Origin of the sequence: Novosphingobium sp. AAP83, assembly GCF_001295795.1 — a bacterium.
GTDB lineage: Bacteria > Pseudomonadota > Alphaproteobacteria > Sphingomonadales > Sphingomonadaceae > Novosphingobium.
In genome coordinates, this window is sequence record NZ_LJHY01000028.1 from 1 (window position 1) to 14,487 (window position 14,487).

The window sequence follows — 14,487 nt, forward strand, 5'->3', positions numbered from 1 at the left end:
CGCTCCTAGGCAGGAGCCGCAACATGCCACTGGCAACCGCACAATCGCTTGGCTGGCACCTCTCCCGGACGCTGATGACGGTCATCGTCCTCATCGAAACCAATCGGGGCTACTTCGTCATCCCCGCACCCGAGCCAGTGCATGCGATCAGCATCTGGCTTCCTTCCCGGCAGAACCGACCAGTACGGCCTCTGCCGCCCCGTCCACATCATCCAGAGCCTCGCGTAATGTTTTGAGCAACCAGTGCAATCCTGCGTCATTGGCGCGGAGCGGGTGATAGAGCGCCACCTCCCGCATAGGCCCGATTTTCAACGGCAACTCGCACACGACATGGTGTTCGGGTGATGAAAGTGCACGGGCTAGTCGGCGATGAACGACAGCGATGAATGGGGAGCCTATCACGGTTGGGAAAACGGCAGAGAACGTAGGTACGATAACCGCCACAGAAGGGCTGAATCCGGCAGACACGAGCGCCATTTCGGCGAAAGACACCACTTGGCCAGTCAACGAGCGTTCGGCGGCATTGGGGAAACGGACAACCACTTGCCGCAGCGAAAAGAAGCGCTCTAAGTCCAGCATGTCCGAAAGCATCGGGTTGCCTTTCCAGCCTAAGACAACAAAATCCTCTTCGCAAAAAGGCTGACAGATATAGGGCGGCGGAATGAACCCATCGGGTGTCAAGATAAGATCAACTTCGCCACGTCTAAGGGATGATCCTGGACTACCGGCTGGCAAGAAGAACTCGAGCGAAACGTTTGGCGCTGCCTGTACGATTCGGGCCATGGCGTGGGGCATGAGTACCGGGAAAAGATCGTCTGAGGTAACAATAGTAAAACTCCGATGAGACTTAGCAGCATCGAACGTAGAGGTCGCATTCACGAGCGTATCGATATGACCCATCGTATCACGCAGCGGCTCGATTAGACTTTCCGCGAAGGGCGTCAGGAGCATTCTACGCCCTGCTGGCTGAAGAATTGGATCGCCATAATGGTCTCGGAGCCGTGCAAGCGCGCCACTCATCGCGGGCTGGCTAAGGCATAGGCTTCGGGCTGCCTCAGATACGTTCCGTGTCTCTAAAAGAGACTGTAACGCGCAGAGTAAGTTCAGATTTAGCCCTTTGAACCGCATTCCGCATCCTATCGATGTTCTCAATAATTTTTGACACGATGCCCAGCTTTCCTCCGGCTAGGGCTAGTAGGTGCACTACATTCGCCTTCGATTTACGGCTCATTACCGCAGATTATCAACATGCCGTTTGGGCTGCCGCGTTGCTTTGAAAACTCCTCCCAAACACTGTGCGCCGCAATACACATTGGCGGACTATGTTAAAAAGCAGGCGTGAAAGCCGGATCATGCAGCATTCGGATCGATTGGCGTGCAGCTAAGTCCCACGACATTGAGGCATGAAGGGTAGCTGTTTGAACATCGCGATATTTGATCTGAAGTTGATTGCCCTCAGCAGTTGCCGTAGAACCCGCAACGGCAAACAGACGGTCGATGGCTTGCAAAGCAAGGCGACCGGCATAGGCTTGGTTACGGCGGTTCCGAGACTGAATCTCAATTGGAATGGCGTTGTGCCGCGCGAGCGCCGTATCAGTATCTTGTATGTCACGATGGATTAATAGCGAGGCAGCATCCACATCCGCCATCGAAAGTGCAAGTTTGTCTTGGATCGCCTCAGAATCGAGCATTCGGCCGCCACGGATTGGCTGAATTTTCTCCCCGTAGAGTTCGATGAAAGTGCGGATCGCGCCGCGGGCACAGCCGATAGCAACCGATACTAACCCGACTGGCGCGGTCGAACCTTCAAAGAGCGGTGTTGTCCTAGCGAATGCGTCGGAAACGAAAATGTTTCGACCAACCAACGTCTTGCTCCCTGTCGCTTTGAGGCCGGTGGAGTGCCAGTCGTCCAGAATTTCGAGGTCTTTCATTTGGACGACAAAAGTCAGGGGCCGGACTTCGCCAGCTAGCTTGCCGCCCAGTAACGCCCATTGAGCAAAGTCACAGCCGCTTGAATATGGCCAGCGACCAGACAAGCAATATCCGCCGGCTACGCGGATCGCGTCTCCTGTCGGTGCGAATGCGGACGAAGCGACGCTATCGGGCGTCTCATCCCAAATCGCCTTCTGGACTTCGTCGGGATATCCAGCCAGCAACCTTTGATGGGCTGCGAGCACGGCATAAACCCAAGCACTTGAACCACATTCAGCCGCTATCTTTTCGACCACGTCGACGAATAGTGTTTGGCTGTATCCGTAGCCGCCAAACCGGCGCGGTTGCTGAATATGGTGGAGCCCAGCTGCTTTCATTTCGGCGACCGCAACTTTGGGCAGCGAAGTGAGTTTCGCCGTCTCAGGAGCGCGCTCTCGGATGTGTGGAACAAGCGCATCGACGCGACTGAGCAAATCCTCAGTGGTCGGAATCGGCTCCGACGTTTTTACGGCATGGAGGTCCAAATTGTAGGGCATGATTTCACATCTTTCGCAAAGCCTTCGCAAGGTCGACTGAAAACAAAATTTGGGAAAGTTGCTACAGCAACAATGTTCACATGGTGCACCGTGCGAATTCTTCTACTTTGAATCGCGGCTATGGCTGCTTAAATGCGCGATATGATAAGCGCCGAGCTGCCGAACTTTATGCCATTACACCGGCAGGTCAAAGAGATCCTGCTACGGCGCATTGCCAACGGCTGGAAGGGGGCAGGCGAAGCCTTGCCTAGCGAATCCGACCTCGCGGCGGACCTCGAGGTCAGTTTAGGCACCATTCGTGCGGCGCTAGGCTTACTTGCCGCCGACAAAGTCTTGGTCCGACAGCAGGGTAAGGGCACCTATGTTACGCTGCATGATGAGGCTCGCATCCTATTCCAGTTCCAGCGGCTGACGCCGGATGCTCAGGCTCGACAATTTCCGGAAAGCCAGGTTCTCTCCGTTAATACCGAACCGCCCGATGCAGGTGATCAGGCACAACTTGGGCTCGCAGTCGGCGAGCAGGTTGTTAAACTGCGCCGCACACGGTCGCTTGGCGGGCTGACCTGTATAACCGAGCTAATTACCTTACCTGTCGTGCTTTTTCCCAAGATCGAAGCGCAGGACTTGCCTAACAACCTCTATGAATTTTATTCTGTCCACTACGGCGTCCGGATCGCCAAAGCGGTCGAACAGCTGAAGGCGGTCGGTGCGACCGCCAATGATTCTGGGCATCTGGGTGTGCCTGTGGGTACCCCGCTGTTACAGATCGATCGCGTTGCAGTTGATCTGTGTGATCGGCCTGTTGAGCGGCGCATCTCTCGTTGCCTCACCGATGATTATCATTATCTATCAAAACTCGAATAGCTTCATTTGGCGCTCTTAAGCGGACCGTACAGCGACAGAAAAGAAGCAAGGAGAGGTTAGAATGAAGGTATTATCTAACTTGAAAATACTACAGCGCTGCGTTGCAGGCAATCGCTTGGGGATGCCGATCGGACGTTATCTGGCGTGGGGCGCCGCTTTAGCACTGACGATGACCAGTTCTCCTTCCGCAGCGCAAGTGGCCAAGGCCGCTCCTAATGCCCAAACTTCAAAAACACGTGTAATAACATTGGGCACAGGCGCAGGACCATTTCCCCGGGTAAAACGGGCGAAGTCGTCGAACGCCCTTCAAGTTAATGGCAGGACGTTTTTGATCGATGCTGGGGACGGCATGCTCATGCGGATGGCGGCTGCGGGGATCCGTATCGGTGATCCTGAAGCAGTGTTCCTGACCCACATGCACCTGGACCATACGGCAGCGTTGCCGACGCTGCTAGGGCTGCGCGTGATGACTTCGGTCACCAAGCCTATCGACATTTATGGCCCCTATGGCATAACAAGATTAGTGAATGGCTATCTCGATGGCCTTGAAGGGTTCGAGGCATCGCGATCAGCCCCCAGTGGCTTCGATCCGCGCTCGCTCCCACGGGTACACGAATTTTCTGAGTCGGGGCTGCTCTACAGCGATCAGGACGTAAAGGTCTACGCTTCTGAAAACGCTCACTATAATGAATTACTCCCTGGTAGCCGAGCCAAGTCCTTCTCGTTTCGTTTCGAAACGGCGGATCGTACCGTGGTGTTTAGTGGGGACACTGGCCCATCGGATTCGCTTGTGAAGTTTGCGACAGGCGTTGACCTCTTGGTTGTTGAAGTCTCCGACCCCAACTCAGCCAAGGAGCGGCTACTCCGCAACAATCCTGACATGTCACCGGAGGCGGTTGCGGTTGCGATGGATCATATCTTACGCGATCACCTCTCACCTGAACAAGTCGGGCAGCTGGCGTCGGCCGCAAAGGTTAAGGCAGTCGTCCTCAGTCACATTGGTCCTGGCAACGATAACGACCCCGATCCCTTCGCAATGTACGTTGAAGGGGTCCAAAGGTTCTACAGTGGCCCCGTGACCCTTGCGAGTGACCTAGACACCTTTTAGGGGCGGTGAGCATCGGTCCAGTAATTCGGTCCCGAACAAACTTGCGGGTGGGGCGTCAGAGAGTAGCGCAATACTACCTCATCCCGTCCCATCCGCACTCTATATCAATAGAAACAGCGGCTAGGTGGCACGGTGATGCGTCCATCCTTTTGTCTTGATTTCGTGGACGGCCCTTGCGTTAGCTTGAGCGGATCTATCCGGAGTAGGCCCGCCTTGCGTGGGCAGGTAGCGAGCGTTCTTAAGCGCGCACTTGTTTGCGCGGTTACCAGCGCGCGTTGACATCCTCGCGTTGGCTTCGTCGCCCTTCGGGTCTCCCGCCTTGGCAAGCCAACGGACGATGCGTTCATCGAAGCGTTTAAAAGCAAGCTGCGCAGTGAATGCCTGAACGCCCATTGGTTCCTGTCGCGGCAAGATGCTTGCGAAAAGCTGGAGGCTTGGCTTAAACACCACAACGAAGATCAACCGCACAGCGCGATCGGAAATCTCCCCCCAATCACGCTGGCAAGCGCAGCCGATTAAACCAGCCCACTCGGATCTGAATCAGGCGGGAAACTCCAGATCCGAGTGGTCCATGGCTAGGTGGACGAGCAAACATTGGTGAGAATACACCTCTGAATGGTAACAATCAGGAGTGCATGTCAGTCATCGAGTTGATACAAACATATCATATTCTTCCCGCTTTGTTCAGCTCAATAAGCTTATTGCGGTCTTTCAGATCATGATCAGGCACACCGGATTTCAACAACTCTAGCATTTTGTCGGGATCGAAGTTGCCGTCATAGCTATGCAAGCCCCCATCCTTCGCTTGATGATCCCGCTTATAAAGATAACATTCTTCAGTGGTATCAAAGTTGTCCACCATCAACTCGATCTCATTGTAGTCCGGATCGTAATAATAGATCGATGTGGTTAAACCGCGATTCTGGCAGTAGCTAGGGGTTATCCCAGCCTCCTTAATGCGCTGGTAGGCGAACAAAAGCTCTGCGAGGCTTGCATAGCTAAATGCCGCGTGAGTCAGCCCAACCACAGCCGGTCCAATACCTCCTCGCGGATCCCGGCCCAGCGGCTTTGCCTGCAATGACGGCTCTTTCACGATAGCAAACCGATGGTGCTCATTTCCGAATGTTAGAAACTCCATCATTCCTGCAATCCCGTTGACCAAGGTCGCATCGAACACAACTTTGTACCAGTTGAGCATTTGCTCGTAGTTCTCATTTGTCGTTATCGATAAATGGGAGATCCGCCGAGGGGATGGCATTCCCTTAACATCCTCCCACTTATCGTGCCGCACAGGAGACATCCGTTCGGTTAAGCCCTTCGGGAAATTAGCCTCCTTCTTGCCGTCAAAATTTACATGCTGCGTCATCTTTTCACCTCAGTTACCGTAATTAGACAATAACAAGATCGACTCTCTTCACCGTTCTTGCACGGAAGCTCGATACTCACATCACCTCATGATCATTAAACATAGTTGCCTCCCAATCAGTTCCTTATAATTGCGCTTGTTCACAGGTCGAACCACCCGTTTCGCGGCATTGACATTCCAGCCTCGACAGCCCCTTTTGCCGCAAAAGGAGGCCGCGAGTGAGAGAGGGGATGAAGACAAAATGAACAGCGAGAAGGCCGAGAAGGCACTGCCTCCCTCATGGGTCATCGTCGTTGCTTCGATGATCTGCCTAAGCGTCGGTTCAACGCCGGTTACCGTGTTCTCAGCCGGACTTTTGTTAGAGCCCATGACGACCGAGTTTGGGTGGACACATGCTCAGTTTTGGGGGCCGAGATTGTTAGGGACGATCGTCGGCGCAATCGCCGCACCTCTGCTCGGCGCTTGGGCGGACCGAGTTGGCGTCCGCAAACTCCTATTGCCGGGCATTACCTTGTATGCCGCTGCCAACGCTGGCCTGTCATTTATCGACGGATCGCTCGCCATCTATTTTGGCTTAAGCCTGATGGTAGGAGTCGTTTGCTATTTCCAGAGTCCGCCTCTCTACCTCAAGGCGATTTCTATGCGGACTGATAGACATCGCGGCGTCGCAACTTCCATCGCCCTTGCAGGAACGGGCATTGGCGCTGCAGTGCTCATGCCGATCGTTGCACTGCTGATCAGCACTTATGGCTGGCGGTCAGTTCCAGCAGGTCTTTCGATCATAATGGTTGCCGTTGCGCTGCCAACCGTGTTTTTCTTCGTTCGCGACACACCCAAGCTCCGTTCGGCAACATCTCAAGACCCGGTAGTTCACGATGGACTAACACCTGCACAAGCCTTTAGAACCAAGAATTTCTGGCTTATGGTCGGCATGTTCCTTATCGGTGGAGCGGCGATCAACGGCATCTTTAGCAATATGGCATCTTTGCTGCACGAACGCGACATGAGCGCAGCCGTGGCAGCTTCCGTACTGTCCGGCGTGGCTCTTGCCCAAATGGCCGGCCGGTTGGGGGCTGGCGCTTTGCTTGATCGGATCCGAACCCCAAAAGTTGGCATCCTTTGGTTCGCTTTTGCGATGGCTGGCGTCGCTCTTATTGGTCAAGCTAATACTGTAGAGACGGCAGTGGCCGGCGCTATCTTGCTGGGCCTTGGACTAGGGGCGGAACTCGAGCTGGCTGCATATTATACATCTCGCTACTTTGGCCTTGCGAACTTCGGTCGCCTTTATAGCATGCTCTTTTCCGCATTTGTCGTTGGGACAGGACTCGGCCCGGTAATCGTTGGTCATTTGTTTGACGTAACCGGCGGGTTTGGCATTGCAACTATGGCGGCGGTGGGTCTGCTGGGGCTTAATTGCCTACTTGTGTTGCTCCTCGGACCTTATGTCTTCGTCCCTGGAGAAAAAGGCAAAGGACCGGTCAACAACCCGCAGATACCGGCTCGATGACTCACAGTGACTCTTATGCCGATCGTCTCGCTAAATCGCTGTACTCTAATCGCTACAGCGGAGCTTAGATATTATATCAGGATAGGTTGATGTCAGGCGATCCACTAGCGGCATTCCGGATAGAGATGAATCCCGCCGCCCCGTTAGCAGGAACTCCTCTCTGCCGACGGGACGAACTTCCAGACCCAGGGTCCCGTGGCTTCAGTTGGGAGGTTGGGGGCCAGGTGTTCAAGGCCTTTCTGATTCATCTGAAGAGTCAGGTATTCGGCTATGTCGACGCTTGCCCCCACGCGGGCTGGCCGCTCGTCGGAGCCGGACAGCAATACCTCAACAGCGAAGCTTCCGCAGTCATCTGCCGTGTCCACGGCGCTCGCTTCATCCCGGAGAATGGTCACTGGATCAATGTTCCCGATGTTGAGGGCCTGATCACTTGGCCTGTCGAAGTGCGAAGCGATGATATTGTATATGTCGCTTAATCGGGGCCTTTCGGCTCACTCATCCTTGGCGCAAGTGCTGCGATTATCTTGTTGAATACCACCATCCGGCGAGGTCCGTCACGTGCGATTAGGTGTTAGGTGCCTCGAGACGTTCCAGCGCCGACGCCGCGCGACCTCCTGAATTTGCTCAAGTTCGTTATTTCAACCCCTGACCACTTGCTGCCAAAGGGGGAAGAGCCCTCCGCTGCCATGGCTTCCATCCGGACCCGGTCGCCAAAGCGCATGCAGCCCGTTTGTGCCATGCCATCGGCGATCATCTCGATCACACGGATCTCAGATATGCAGCTCGAACCGACTTCCACATAGTTCGGGTTGGATACGGTCCCTGATCCTATAATGGTGCCCCGACAAGATCGCGCGAGAAAGCTGCATGCGCTTTCAGCTCGCTAAATCCGAACAGCATTGCAGCACCATTGGCCCGGCCGACATTCCTTCCGTTCCAGGTGACGTGCAGATCCAGGCCAACCCGGCAGTCCTGCCAAGCCGATCCCAGCTCTTCGGGTGTGACCGCAAATGGCGCCATCGCGCAGGGACCAGTCGTTGATATGGACAACCAGCTTCATGTGCCGGGCTGCATCGGCGGCGCAGGTGCCCATGGGTACGTGATCCACGATAACACCAAACTCGCCTTCAAAGTCGATTCCATACTCGTCGCCGGGCAGGGTCACATCTTCCCATGGCCCGGGGAAGCGGTCTGACATGCCCTGGTACATCAGCGGGCGTTTGGTATCGAGCGGGTCCAGTCTGATGGAGATCTGCATCAGTTCGGCATGGGTGGGAAACACGGAACCGTTGAGCCATTGCCAGGCCCGCGGGATCGGCGCCACAAGGGTGGACTGGTCGAGTGGCAGAGAGGAAATTCGGTTACGGTCCCGGCAGCTTCCACAAAGGCCGTCCAGTCGTCCATGGCCTGCTGCAACGTCGCAGCCGGCGCCATGGCGCAGCTGTCATGCGGAGGGGAAACGAGCAACAACCTGCCGTCCCACGATCCATCGACCACGATCGTGTGTCCGGTAGCGAAAGCGCCCGCATCGCTGGCAAGATAGAGCGCCGTCGCAGCGATTTCCTTTGGCGTCCCGATCCGGCGCAGCGGGGTCAGGCCCATCCTCTTGCCATGTGTATGCGGGTTACCAACGACCGCAGCCGCCCAATCGGTTTCGATCAACGCAGGAGCAATGGCATTGGCCCGCACCCCGCCGGGCCCCCACGCAACGACCAAGTTGCGCGCCATCTGCGACACGGCTGCCTTGGTAATGCCATAGATGCCGGGCTGCGCATTGCCGCGCAGCCCGGCAATGCTCGACGCCAGCATATTCGACCCGCCGCCTGCTGCTGCCAAGCGAGGCGCAATGGCGTTCCAAAGATGCTTCGAGTGCAGCAGTTTGTCGTCAGGCCGAACCTCCCGGTGAGCACACCGATCGGACGGATCCCCAATCTGTTTGCAGCAGGCAGCAAGGGCTGTTCGAGACAGGCATCGAGCGGATCAACCTCTGCGGCTAGAATGATCTCGCAATGCCGCAGAAGATAGTTGTTCGGCGGCGAGGAGCCGGTGCCCGCTGCAAGCGCCATCTTGGCCCCGCAGCAACCAGACCGTCTCCACCTGCAATCCCTTGAAGGGAATTGCATCGCTTCATCACTATCTCCTGCGAATTTACAATCATTGCATAGATTGCCGCTCCATCACATCAGTACCTGAAACGAACTATACCCCCGAATGTGCGCGGTGGCATGAATAGCCCCCCAATGAGACCGGTATTTCCGTTGTAGCCGCCAGCCGCCAGCACCGTTGCCTCATCGGTGATGTTGTTGACATAGCCAACCAAGGACAAACGCTCGTCAGGGAACGTATAGGTCAATGTCAGATCGCCGCGTACTGCTGACGGACGGACGAATTCCTGGATCGTACCCGGCAGCGCTTCGCCGAACGGTGTATTGCCCCAGAACTGGGCATCGCCCTGTGCCACAAGCTTACCATCGAACAGGTCAAAAGTATGGGAATACGAAACATTGCCCGCCCATCTTGGGACGTTGGGCATCCGGCCCCCGTTCAAGTTACCTGCGGACGCGCCAGTTGGCCGACCTTCAAAGTTGAGCGGCAGCCCCAACTGGAACCGCGGCGGTATGACAAAGTCCAGGAATTCGGCTTGCGGAATCACGCTCAGATTGAGGCTGAATTGATCGCGCGGGGTTGGCGCGGCGATGATGGAAAGAGCCCCCCCCACATAACGCAGTCTACCGATACTGATAACTGTCTGGTCGAGGAACGGCGGGTTAGGCGGTGTTGGCGAAGGAACGCGGACATTCACCGCCTGGTTGGTGTAGTCGTAGTGGAAAAATTCGAGATTGACTTGCAAGCGCCGGTCAAAGAACTGATTCTTCATGCCAAACTCGAAAGCCTTGATCGTTTCCGGCGCGAACTCAGGCGAGCTTCCGAACGCGAAACCGCCAGCCTGATACCCGGTTGAATAACTCGCATAGATCAGGTTGTCTTCGGTCACATCAAACGCCAGGCCGAATCTCCCGGTAACGCGGTCCGCCGACAACGTCAGCAGATCAGGCACCACCGCGCCGTTGAGGCCCACGCCATTGGCATCGGTCAAAACACCATTGCGCGCATTGACGCCGAAGATCGAAGTTGTTGTGGCGATGGCCTCTTTATTGTCATGATTGTACCGCACGCCAACAGTGACATGGAGCCGATTGTCCAGCGCTTCGGGTGTCCACGTGGCATCACCGAAAACGGCATAGGAATTGCTCAGCTGAAAGGGCGTATCGATAGTGAGCGTGCACGGGCTGGCAGTATCAAAATTGGCACGTTGGCACTGCGAACCGCCATTGTCTTCGCGGAAATAGAAGAGGCCGGCGACCCATTGGAGCGCTGTTTGCCCATTGGAAGCGAGCCGCAGTTCGACCGAATCCGTCTTGGATCGCGCTCTTGCCGCCGAATAGCCGGGTAAAGTCGCACCGGGCACGGGCGAGCCTTCTGAGATTTGGTCGAACTCGAACCGAGTTTCACGGCGGCCATATTGCGCTGTTGCGGTAGCAAAACCAAGATCATAATCAGCCTGCGCATTGTAACCCCAGACCCGCTGATATTCACGCTGCGGGCCCAAACCGATGGGATCAAGCACGGGATTGAAGCCAAACGGACTGCCAGTGAGCAGTGCGTTGGTGAACGGAGGACGTATTGGGGCGTTAGGGTTGTTCTGCGACCGGTTACGCGCAGCGGCCACGGCGGTACCGGCGCCGCGGAGGCCGACGCGATCACTGACTGAAAGATCGGCGCTGAGGTAAAGCTTGAACGCCGCAGTTGGCGTCCACAGCATTGAAACACGCCCCGATGACTGGTCGGCGTCATCCATTCCGTTTTCATAGAAAGGATCACGTTCGAACAGACGTCCGGCGGCCCTTACGGCCAGCGTGTCGGACAGCGGAACGTTGAGAGCACCTTCAACACGGGTAAGGCCGTAATTGCCGACCTCAACTTCTGCGTAACCGCCCAGATAATCTTTAGGACGGGTCGAGATCAAGTTGATCACACCAGCCGTAGCGTTGCGGCCATAGAGCGTTCCCTGAGGGCCCTTCAGGATTTCAAGGCGGTCGATATCGTAAAAAAGGCCCTGAAGGCCGCGCGTACTGGACAGATATACCCCGTCCAGATGGATAGCTACCGGGCTTTCGTTGGTCGGCCCGCTTGCCGAGGACCGAACGCCGCGGATCCCAATGTTGGAGGTGGCTGCGTTATTTTGAAAGCTGACGTCCGGCGCCAATCTGGCTATCGTCGTGAAATCCTTCACCCCGCGCTCTGCAAGGCTGCCACCATCCAGCACGCTTATAGCAAGTGGTGTGTCCTGAATAGATTCTTCGCGCTTTTGCGCGGTTACAATGATTTCCTCGATGCCACCGGCCCTAGGCTGGTCCTCGTCTGCAGCAGATGCAGCCGCGGATGGCCCAGTCTGTGCATTTGCACCGGTTCCAATGAGCATAGCTGCGACAAGCGCTAAGTTGCTTACAAACACTTTCATTCATCTTCTCCCATTCACTTTTTAAATGCGAATTCTTGTTTTTGCACAATTTTTATGATTATTCTGACAAGTTCGCTAAGTGTATTGTTGAAACGCTGATACGGTCCGACAATCATTTCGATTGTTTTCATCCACCTGGTGAGTGTCAAAAGAATTACTTTGTGTTCAAGCCGAGCCAACGAGCCCAACACCTACCTCAGTACTACCGTTCCCCCTCAAAATGAGTTCTTCGAGGCTGGCCTGTCAACGCCACAAAACGGACGGTTCAACCTGTGAACAGGCGCAAAGTTCTGCCGAAGCATTTATAGGTATCAGGCTGCTCCCAACGCCTCGGATCGCGATTGGCGGCCCCCAGAAAAGTCAGAATCTTCTGTCCGGCTTCGAGCGTTATCCCAGCCAGTTCGACAGGTGTTCCCCGTCAGCAGCTATGAGACAAATGTGCGTTATTGCGTGGGGGTTTTGGTCTCATCGTAGTGACGAAGGAACGAGGATTCGGGGCGTGGCTTAGAGACTACAACGAAGCACGACCGCACAATGCGATCGGCAGCAAAATACCGATATCGCTCATGTTTGGCATCGGCGGCACATAGCCCCGCCCTGATGTCAGCACGCAGGAAAGCCGGCGCCAGACGGTCCGGAAACGGGTGGCAGCTCATTCCCCCGACGCAACAGCCAAGGGATGGGCCAAAACATGGGTCACTTCTTAGTGAGAATTATCGCCCATCTCGGGTCAACTCTCGGTGCCAATCAACACCTTCGCATTGCCGCACCAAAGAATTGCGGTGCTTCCTGGAGACGAAGGCCATTTAAGGCGAGCAATGCATGGCTGGACGACCAACGCCGGTTCTGGCCCACCTGATGGGCAGGCGAGCGTACTTTCAAACGATCACCGCTCTACTTTATCAGCATTTCCGATAATGTTGTATCCGAACTTAGCATTTTGCGGATGTGTCAGTAGCGTGTTTAGTATTTCGCTGAATAACTCGGCGGCGCGCCGCAGCGGGACATCCTGTCGTGCGCTAAAAGCTCTTTGATTGAGATCTCCCGCGCTGAAGTTGCAAAGCAAGACCATGACCGGTCTAAAGGTGTTTTCATTTATGCTGATCGAAGGCGAGGGTCTCGAGAGAGACATCGTTTGCAAAAAGGCCGACAACCTGTCCGTTTGGCGTGAATATGCGCCAGGCCTCACAGTTGCGATCGCCGCGACTCTGGCGGCTGGCTATCTCGCAGATCATTATGCTGTGCCGCTTACCCTCATGGCCCTTCTCATCGGATTATCGCTCAACTTCCTGTCGACTTATAAGCGTCTCGCCTCGGGTTTGATGTTTGCGTCGAGTACGCTGTTACGATTAGGCATTGTCCTTGTCGGCACACGTGTGTCTCTGGCGCAGATCATCGCGCTTGGTCCCGAAGCGCTGATCGCTGTTGTAGCTGTTACGGCAGCGGTTATCTGTTGCAGCATTCTCATTGCAAGGGGCCTAGGTCTGGGGAGCGCTTTTGGGGTGCTTGCTGGCGGATCGGTGGCGATCTGTGGCGCGTCGGCCGCAATGGCATTTGCCAGCCTTCTGGGCGAGCGTCGACTAGGGCAGGCTCAGTTGGCGCTCACACTCATCATCATCTCCGCATGCAGCGCTGCTGCAATGCTAATATACCCCGCCCTTGCGCATCAGATCGGCCTTTCCAACAATCAGGCCGGTTTTATGCTCGGTGCAAGTATTCATGACATCGCGCAGTCGCTTGGGGCAGGATATTCTTTTTCAATAGTGGCAGGACAAGTCTCTGCAATCGTCAAACTCACCAGAGTCGCTATATTGGCACCAGCGATGATAGTAGTGGCACTGTTTTTTCGTACAGACACTGCGTCAGATTCTCAAAAAGCGCGTCCTCCGATACTTCCGTGGTTCATATTGGGCTTTTTAGGGATGGTGGGACTCAATTCTTCAGGGGTGATCCCGACCAGCATTGCGGATGGGGCGCAGCTGCTTGCGAGTGCCTGCCTTGCATGTGCAGTGGCCGCCACAGGCATACGATCGCCGCTGGCCGCATTGCTAAAGACAGGGCCACGCCCAGCGATCACAATCGTCCTAGCTTCGGTTGTCTCTCTGCTCTTGTCGCTCGGAGTGGCCGTCCTTATTGTGCATGATTAAAGCACGTTTCGATCAGGTCCCAGAGCCGTTAACGGCTTTCTCGCCAATCTTCCTGTGTATGGGCTTGGGGGGGGCCTTCTGGATTGGGTTGAAGACGGGGCTGAGCGGCCCAGGCGCAATGATCATCCCGGTTGTCGTTCCTGCCGCCTGTTTGATCATCAGATCATGGGGGGCATGCCCCGCATGATCTGATTGCCCGATCCGCCAATAAGCCTCGACCGGGGTTCACCCGGCCAGGCCCGGGTGCGAACGCGGGACGTTGTAATAAGTGACCTACCGGCCCAAGGCCAGCCCGCAGCTGGGAACCGGTCTCGAAGGCATGGAGGTAGACGCATTCGTACTCCAGGGAGCGCCAGAGCCGGTCGATGAAGACATTGTCCATCCACCGGCCCCCGACCATCCATGCTGATGCGGACCTCGGCCATGTCGATATGGAAGTAGCCAATGGGCTAGAGCGCTTTCCGACCAATCTGGTTCACCGTGACGGAGCCGATTTTGGCCGAGT

Annotated in this window: 11 protein-coding genes and 2 pseudogenes; 6 read left to right on the forward strand and 7 right to left on the reverse strand. The window is 55.7% G+C overall.

Annotation, left to right across the window (positions count from 1 at the left end; all coding sequences use genetic code 11):
- Positions 1-147: 147 nt before the first annotated feature.
- Both IP81_RS15065 and IP81_RS15070 read right to left on the reverse strand, forming a co-directional pair.
- Complete coding sequence (locus tag IP81_RS15065; protein WP_082356208.1) at positions 148-1,128, reverse strand: LysR family transcriptional regulator; 981 nt, start codon at positions 1,126-1,128, stop codon at positions 148-150.
- A gap of 197 nt (positions 1,129-1,325) precedes the next feature.
- Positions 1,326-2,468: an acyl-CoA dehydrogenase family protein gene (locus IP81_RS15070; protein ID WP_054108843.1), complete on the reverse strand. Its 1,143-nt coding sequence runs from the start codon at positions 2,466-2,468 to the stop codon at positions 1,326-1,328.
- Between the two features lie 132 nt (positions 2,469-2,600).
- On the opposite strand from IP81_RS15070, the gene IP81_RS15075 reads away from it, so the two are divergent.
- The 3 genes and pseudogenes from IP81_RS15075 to IP81_RS19810 all read left to right on the forward strand — a co-directional run.
- Positions 2,601-3,332, forward strand: a complete 732-nt coding sequence (locus IP81_RS15075) for a GntR family transcriptional regulator (protein ID WP_054108844.1) — start codon at positions 2,601-2,603, stop codon at positions 3,330-3,332.
- A 61-nt stretch (positions 3,333-3,393) separates the two neighbouring features.
- Positions 3,394-4,440: an MBL fold metallo-hydrolase gene (locus tag IP81_RS15080; RefSeq protein ID WP_082356209.1), complete on the forward strand. Its 1,047-nt coding sequence runs from the start codon at positions 3,394-3,396 to the stop codon at positions 4,438-4,440.
- Between the two features lie 297 nt (positions 4,441-4,737).
- Positions 4,738-4,959, forward strand: a pseudogene (locus IP81_RS19810) (transposase); the annotation flags it as partial.
- 145 nt (positions 4,960-5,104) lie between these two features.
- Here the strand turns inward: IP81_RS19810 and IP81_RS15090 are convergent.
- Positions 5,105-5,806 (reverse strand): VOC family protein, encoded by a 702-nt coding sequence (locus IP81_RS15090; protein WP_054108847.1) that lies wholly within the window; start codon positions 5,804-5,806, stop codon positions 5,105-5,107.
- Positions 5,807-6,047: 241 nt separating this feature from the next.
- On the opposite strand from IP81_RS15090, the gene IP81_RS15095 reads away from it, so the two are divergent.
- Positions 6,048-7,313, forward strand: coding sequence for an MFS transporter (locus IP81_RS15095; RefSeq protein ID WP_157573274.1), 1,266 nt, complete (start codon positions 6,048-6,050; stop codon positions 7,311-7,313).
- Between the two features lie 125 nt (positions 7,314-7,438).
- Positions 7,439-7,789, forward strand: a complete 351-nt coding sequence (locus IP81_RS15100; protein ID WP_231626905.1) for a Rieske 2Fe-2S domain-containing protein — start codon at positions 7,439-7,441, stop codon at positions 7,787-7,789.
- A 407-nt stretch (positions 7,790-8,196) separates the two neighbouring features.
- Here the strand turns inward: IP81_RS15100 and IP81_RS21695 are convergent, their stop codons facing one another.
- The 3 genes from IP81_RS21695 to IP81_RS15115 form a co-directional block, all read right to left on the reverse strand.
- A complete protein-coding gene (locus tag IP81_RS21695) occupies positions 8,197-8,571 on the reverse strand; it encodes a fumarylacetoacetate hydrolase family protein (protein WP_054108850.1) in 375 nt (124 codons plus the stop codon).
- Positions 8,571-9,281, reverse strand: a complete 711-nt coding sequence (locus tag IP81_RS21700; protein ID WP_369800763.1) for an SDR family oxidoreductase — start codon at positions 9,279-9,281, stop codon at positions 8,571-8,573. The genes IP81_RS21695 and IP81_RS21700 overlap by 1 nt, the downstream gene beginning before the upstream one ends.
- A gap of 214 nt (positions 9,282-9,495) precedes the next feature.
- Positions 9,496-11,835 carry a TonB-dependent receptor gene (locus IP81_RS15115; RefSeq protein ID WP_054108852.1) on the reverse strand — a complete coding sequence of 780 codons (2,340 nt, stop codon included), beginning with the start codon at positions 11,833-11,835 and terminating at the stop codon, positions 9,496-9,498.
- A gap of 1,070 nt (positions 11,836-12,905) precedes the next feature.
- On the opposite strand from IP81_RS15115, the gene IP81_RS15125 reads away from it, so the two are divergent.
- Positions 12,906-13,982, forward strand: a complete 1,077-nt coding sequence (locus tag IP81_RS15125) for a YeiH family protein (RefSeq protein ID WP_231626903.1) — start codon at positions 12,906-12,908, stop codon at positions 13,980-13,982.
- A 228-nt stretch (positions 13,983-14,210) separates the two neighbouring features.
- On the opposite strand, the pseudogene IP81_RS19820 reads toward IP81_RS15125, so the two are convergent.
- A pseudogene (locus IP81_RS19820) lies at positions 14,211-14,404 on the reverse strand (integrase core domain-containing protein); the annotation flags it as partial.
- Positions 14,405-14,487 lie beyond the last annotated feature (83 nt).

Bases quoted from the DNA above. Each gene is read 5' to 3' on its own strand.
- IP81_RS15065 (WP_082356208.1), bottom strand. From the start codon at position 1,128: ATGCGGTTCAAAGGGCTAAATCTGAACTTACTCTGCGCGTTACAGTCT.
- IP81_RS15070 (WP_054108843.1), bottom strand. From the start codon at position 2,468: ATGCCCTACAATTTGGACCTCCATGCCGTAAAAACGTCGGAGCCGATT.
- IP81_RS15075 (WP_054108844.1), top strand. From the start codon at position 2,601: ATGCGCGATATGATAAGCGCCGAGCTGCCGAACTTTATGCCATTACAC.
- IP81_RS15080 (WP_082356209.1), top strand. From the start codon at position 3,394: ATGAAGGTATTATCTAACTTGAAAATACTACAGCGCTGCGTTGCAGGC.
- IP81_RS15090 (WP_054108847.1), bottom strand. From the start codon at position 5,806: ATGACGCAGCATGTAAATTTTGACGGCAAGAAGGAGGCTAATTTCCCG.
- IP81_RS15095 (WP_157573274.1), top strand. From the start codon at position 6,048: ATGAACAGCGAGAAGGCCGAGAAGGCACTGCCTCCCTCATGGGTCATC.
- IP81_RS15100 (WP_231626905.1), top strand. From the start codon at position 7,439: ATGAATCCCGCCGCCCCGTTAGCAGGAACTCCTCTCTGCCGACGGGAC.
- IP81_RS21695 (WP_054108850.1), bottom strand. From the start codon at position 8,571: ATGCAGATCTCCATCAGACTGGACCCGCTCGATACCAAACGCCCGCTG.
- IP81_RS15115 (WP_054108852.1), bottom strand. From the start codon at position 11,835: ATGAAAGTGTTTGTAAGCAACTTAGCGCTTGTCGCAGCTATGCTCATT.
- IP81_RS15125 (WP_231626903.1), top strand. From the start codon at position 12,906: ATGACCGGTCTAAAGGTGTTTTCATTTATGCTGATCGAAGGCGAGGGT.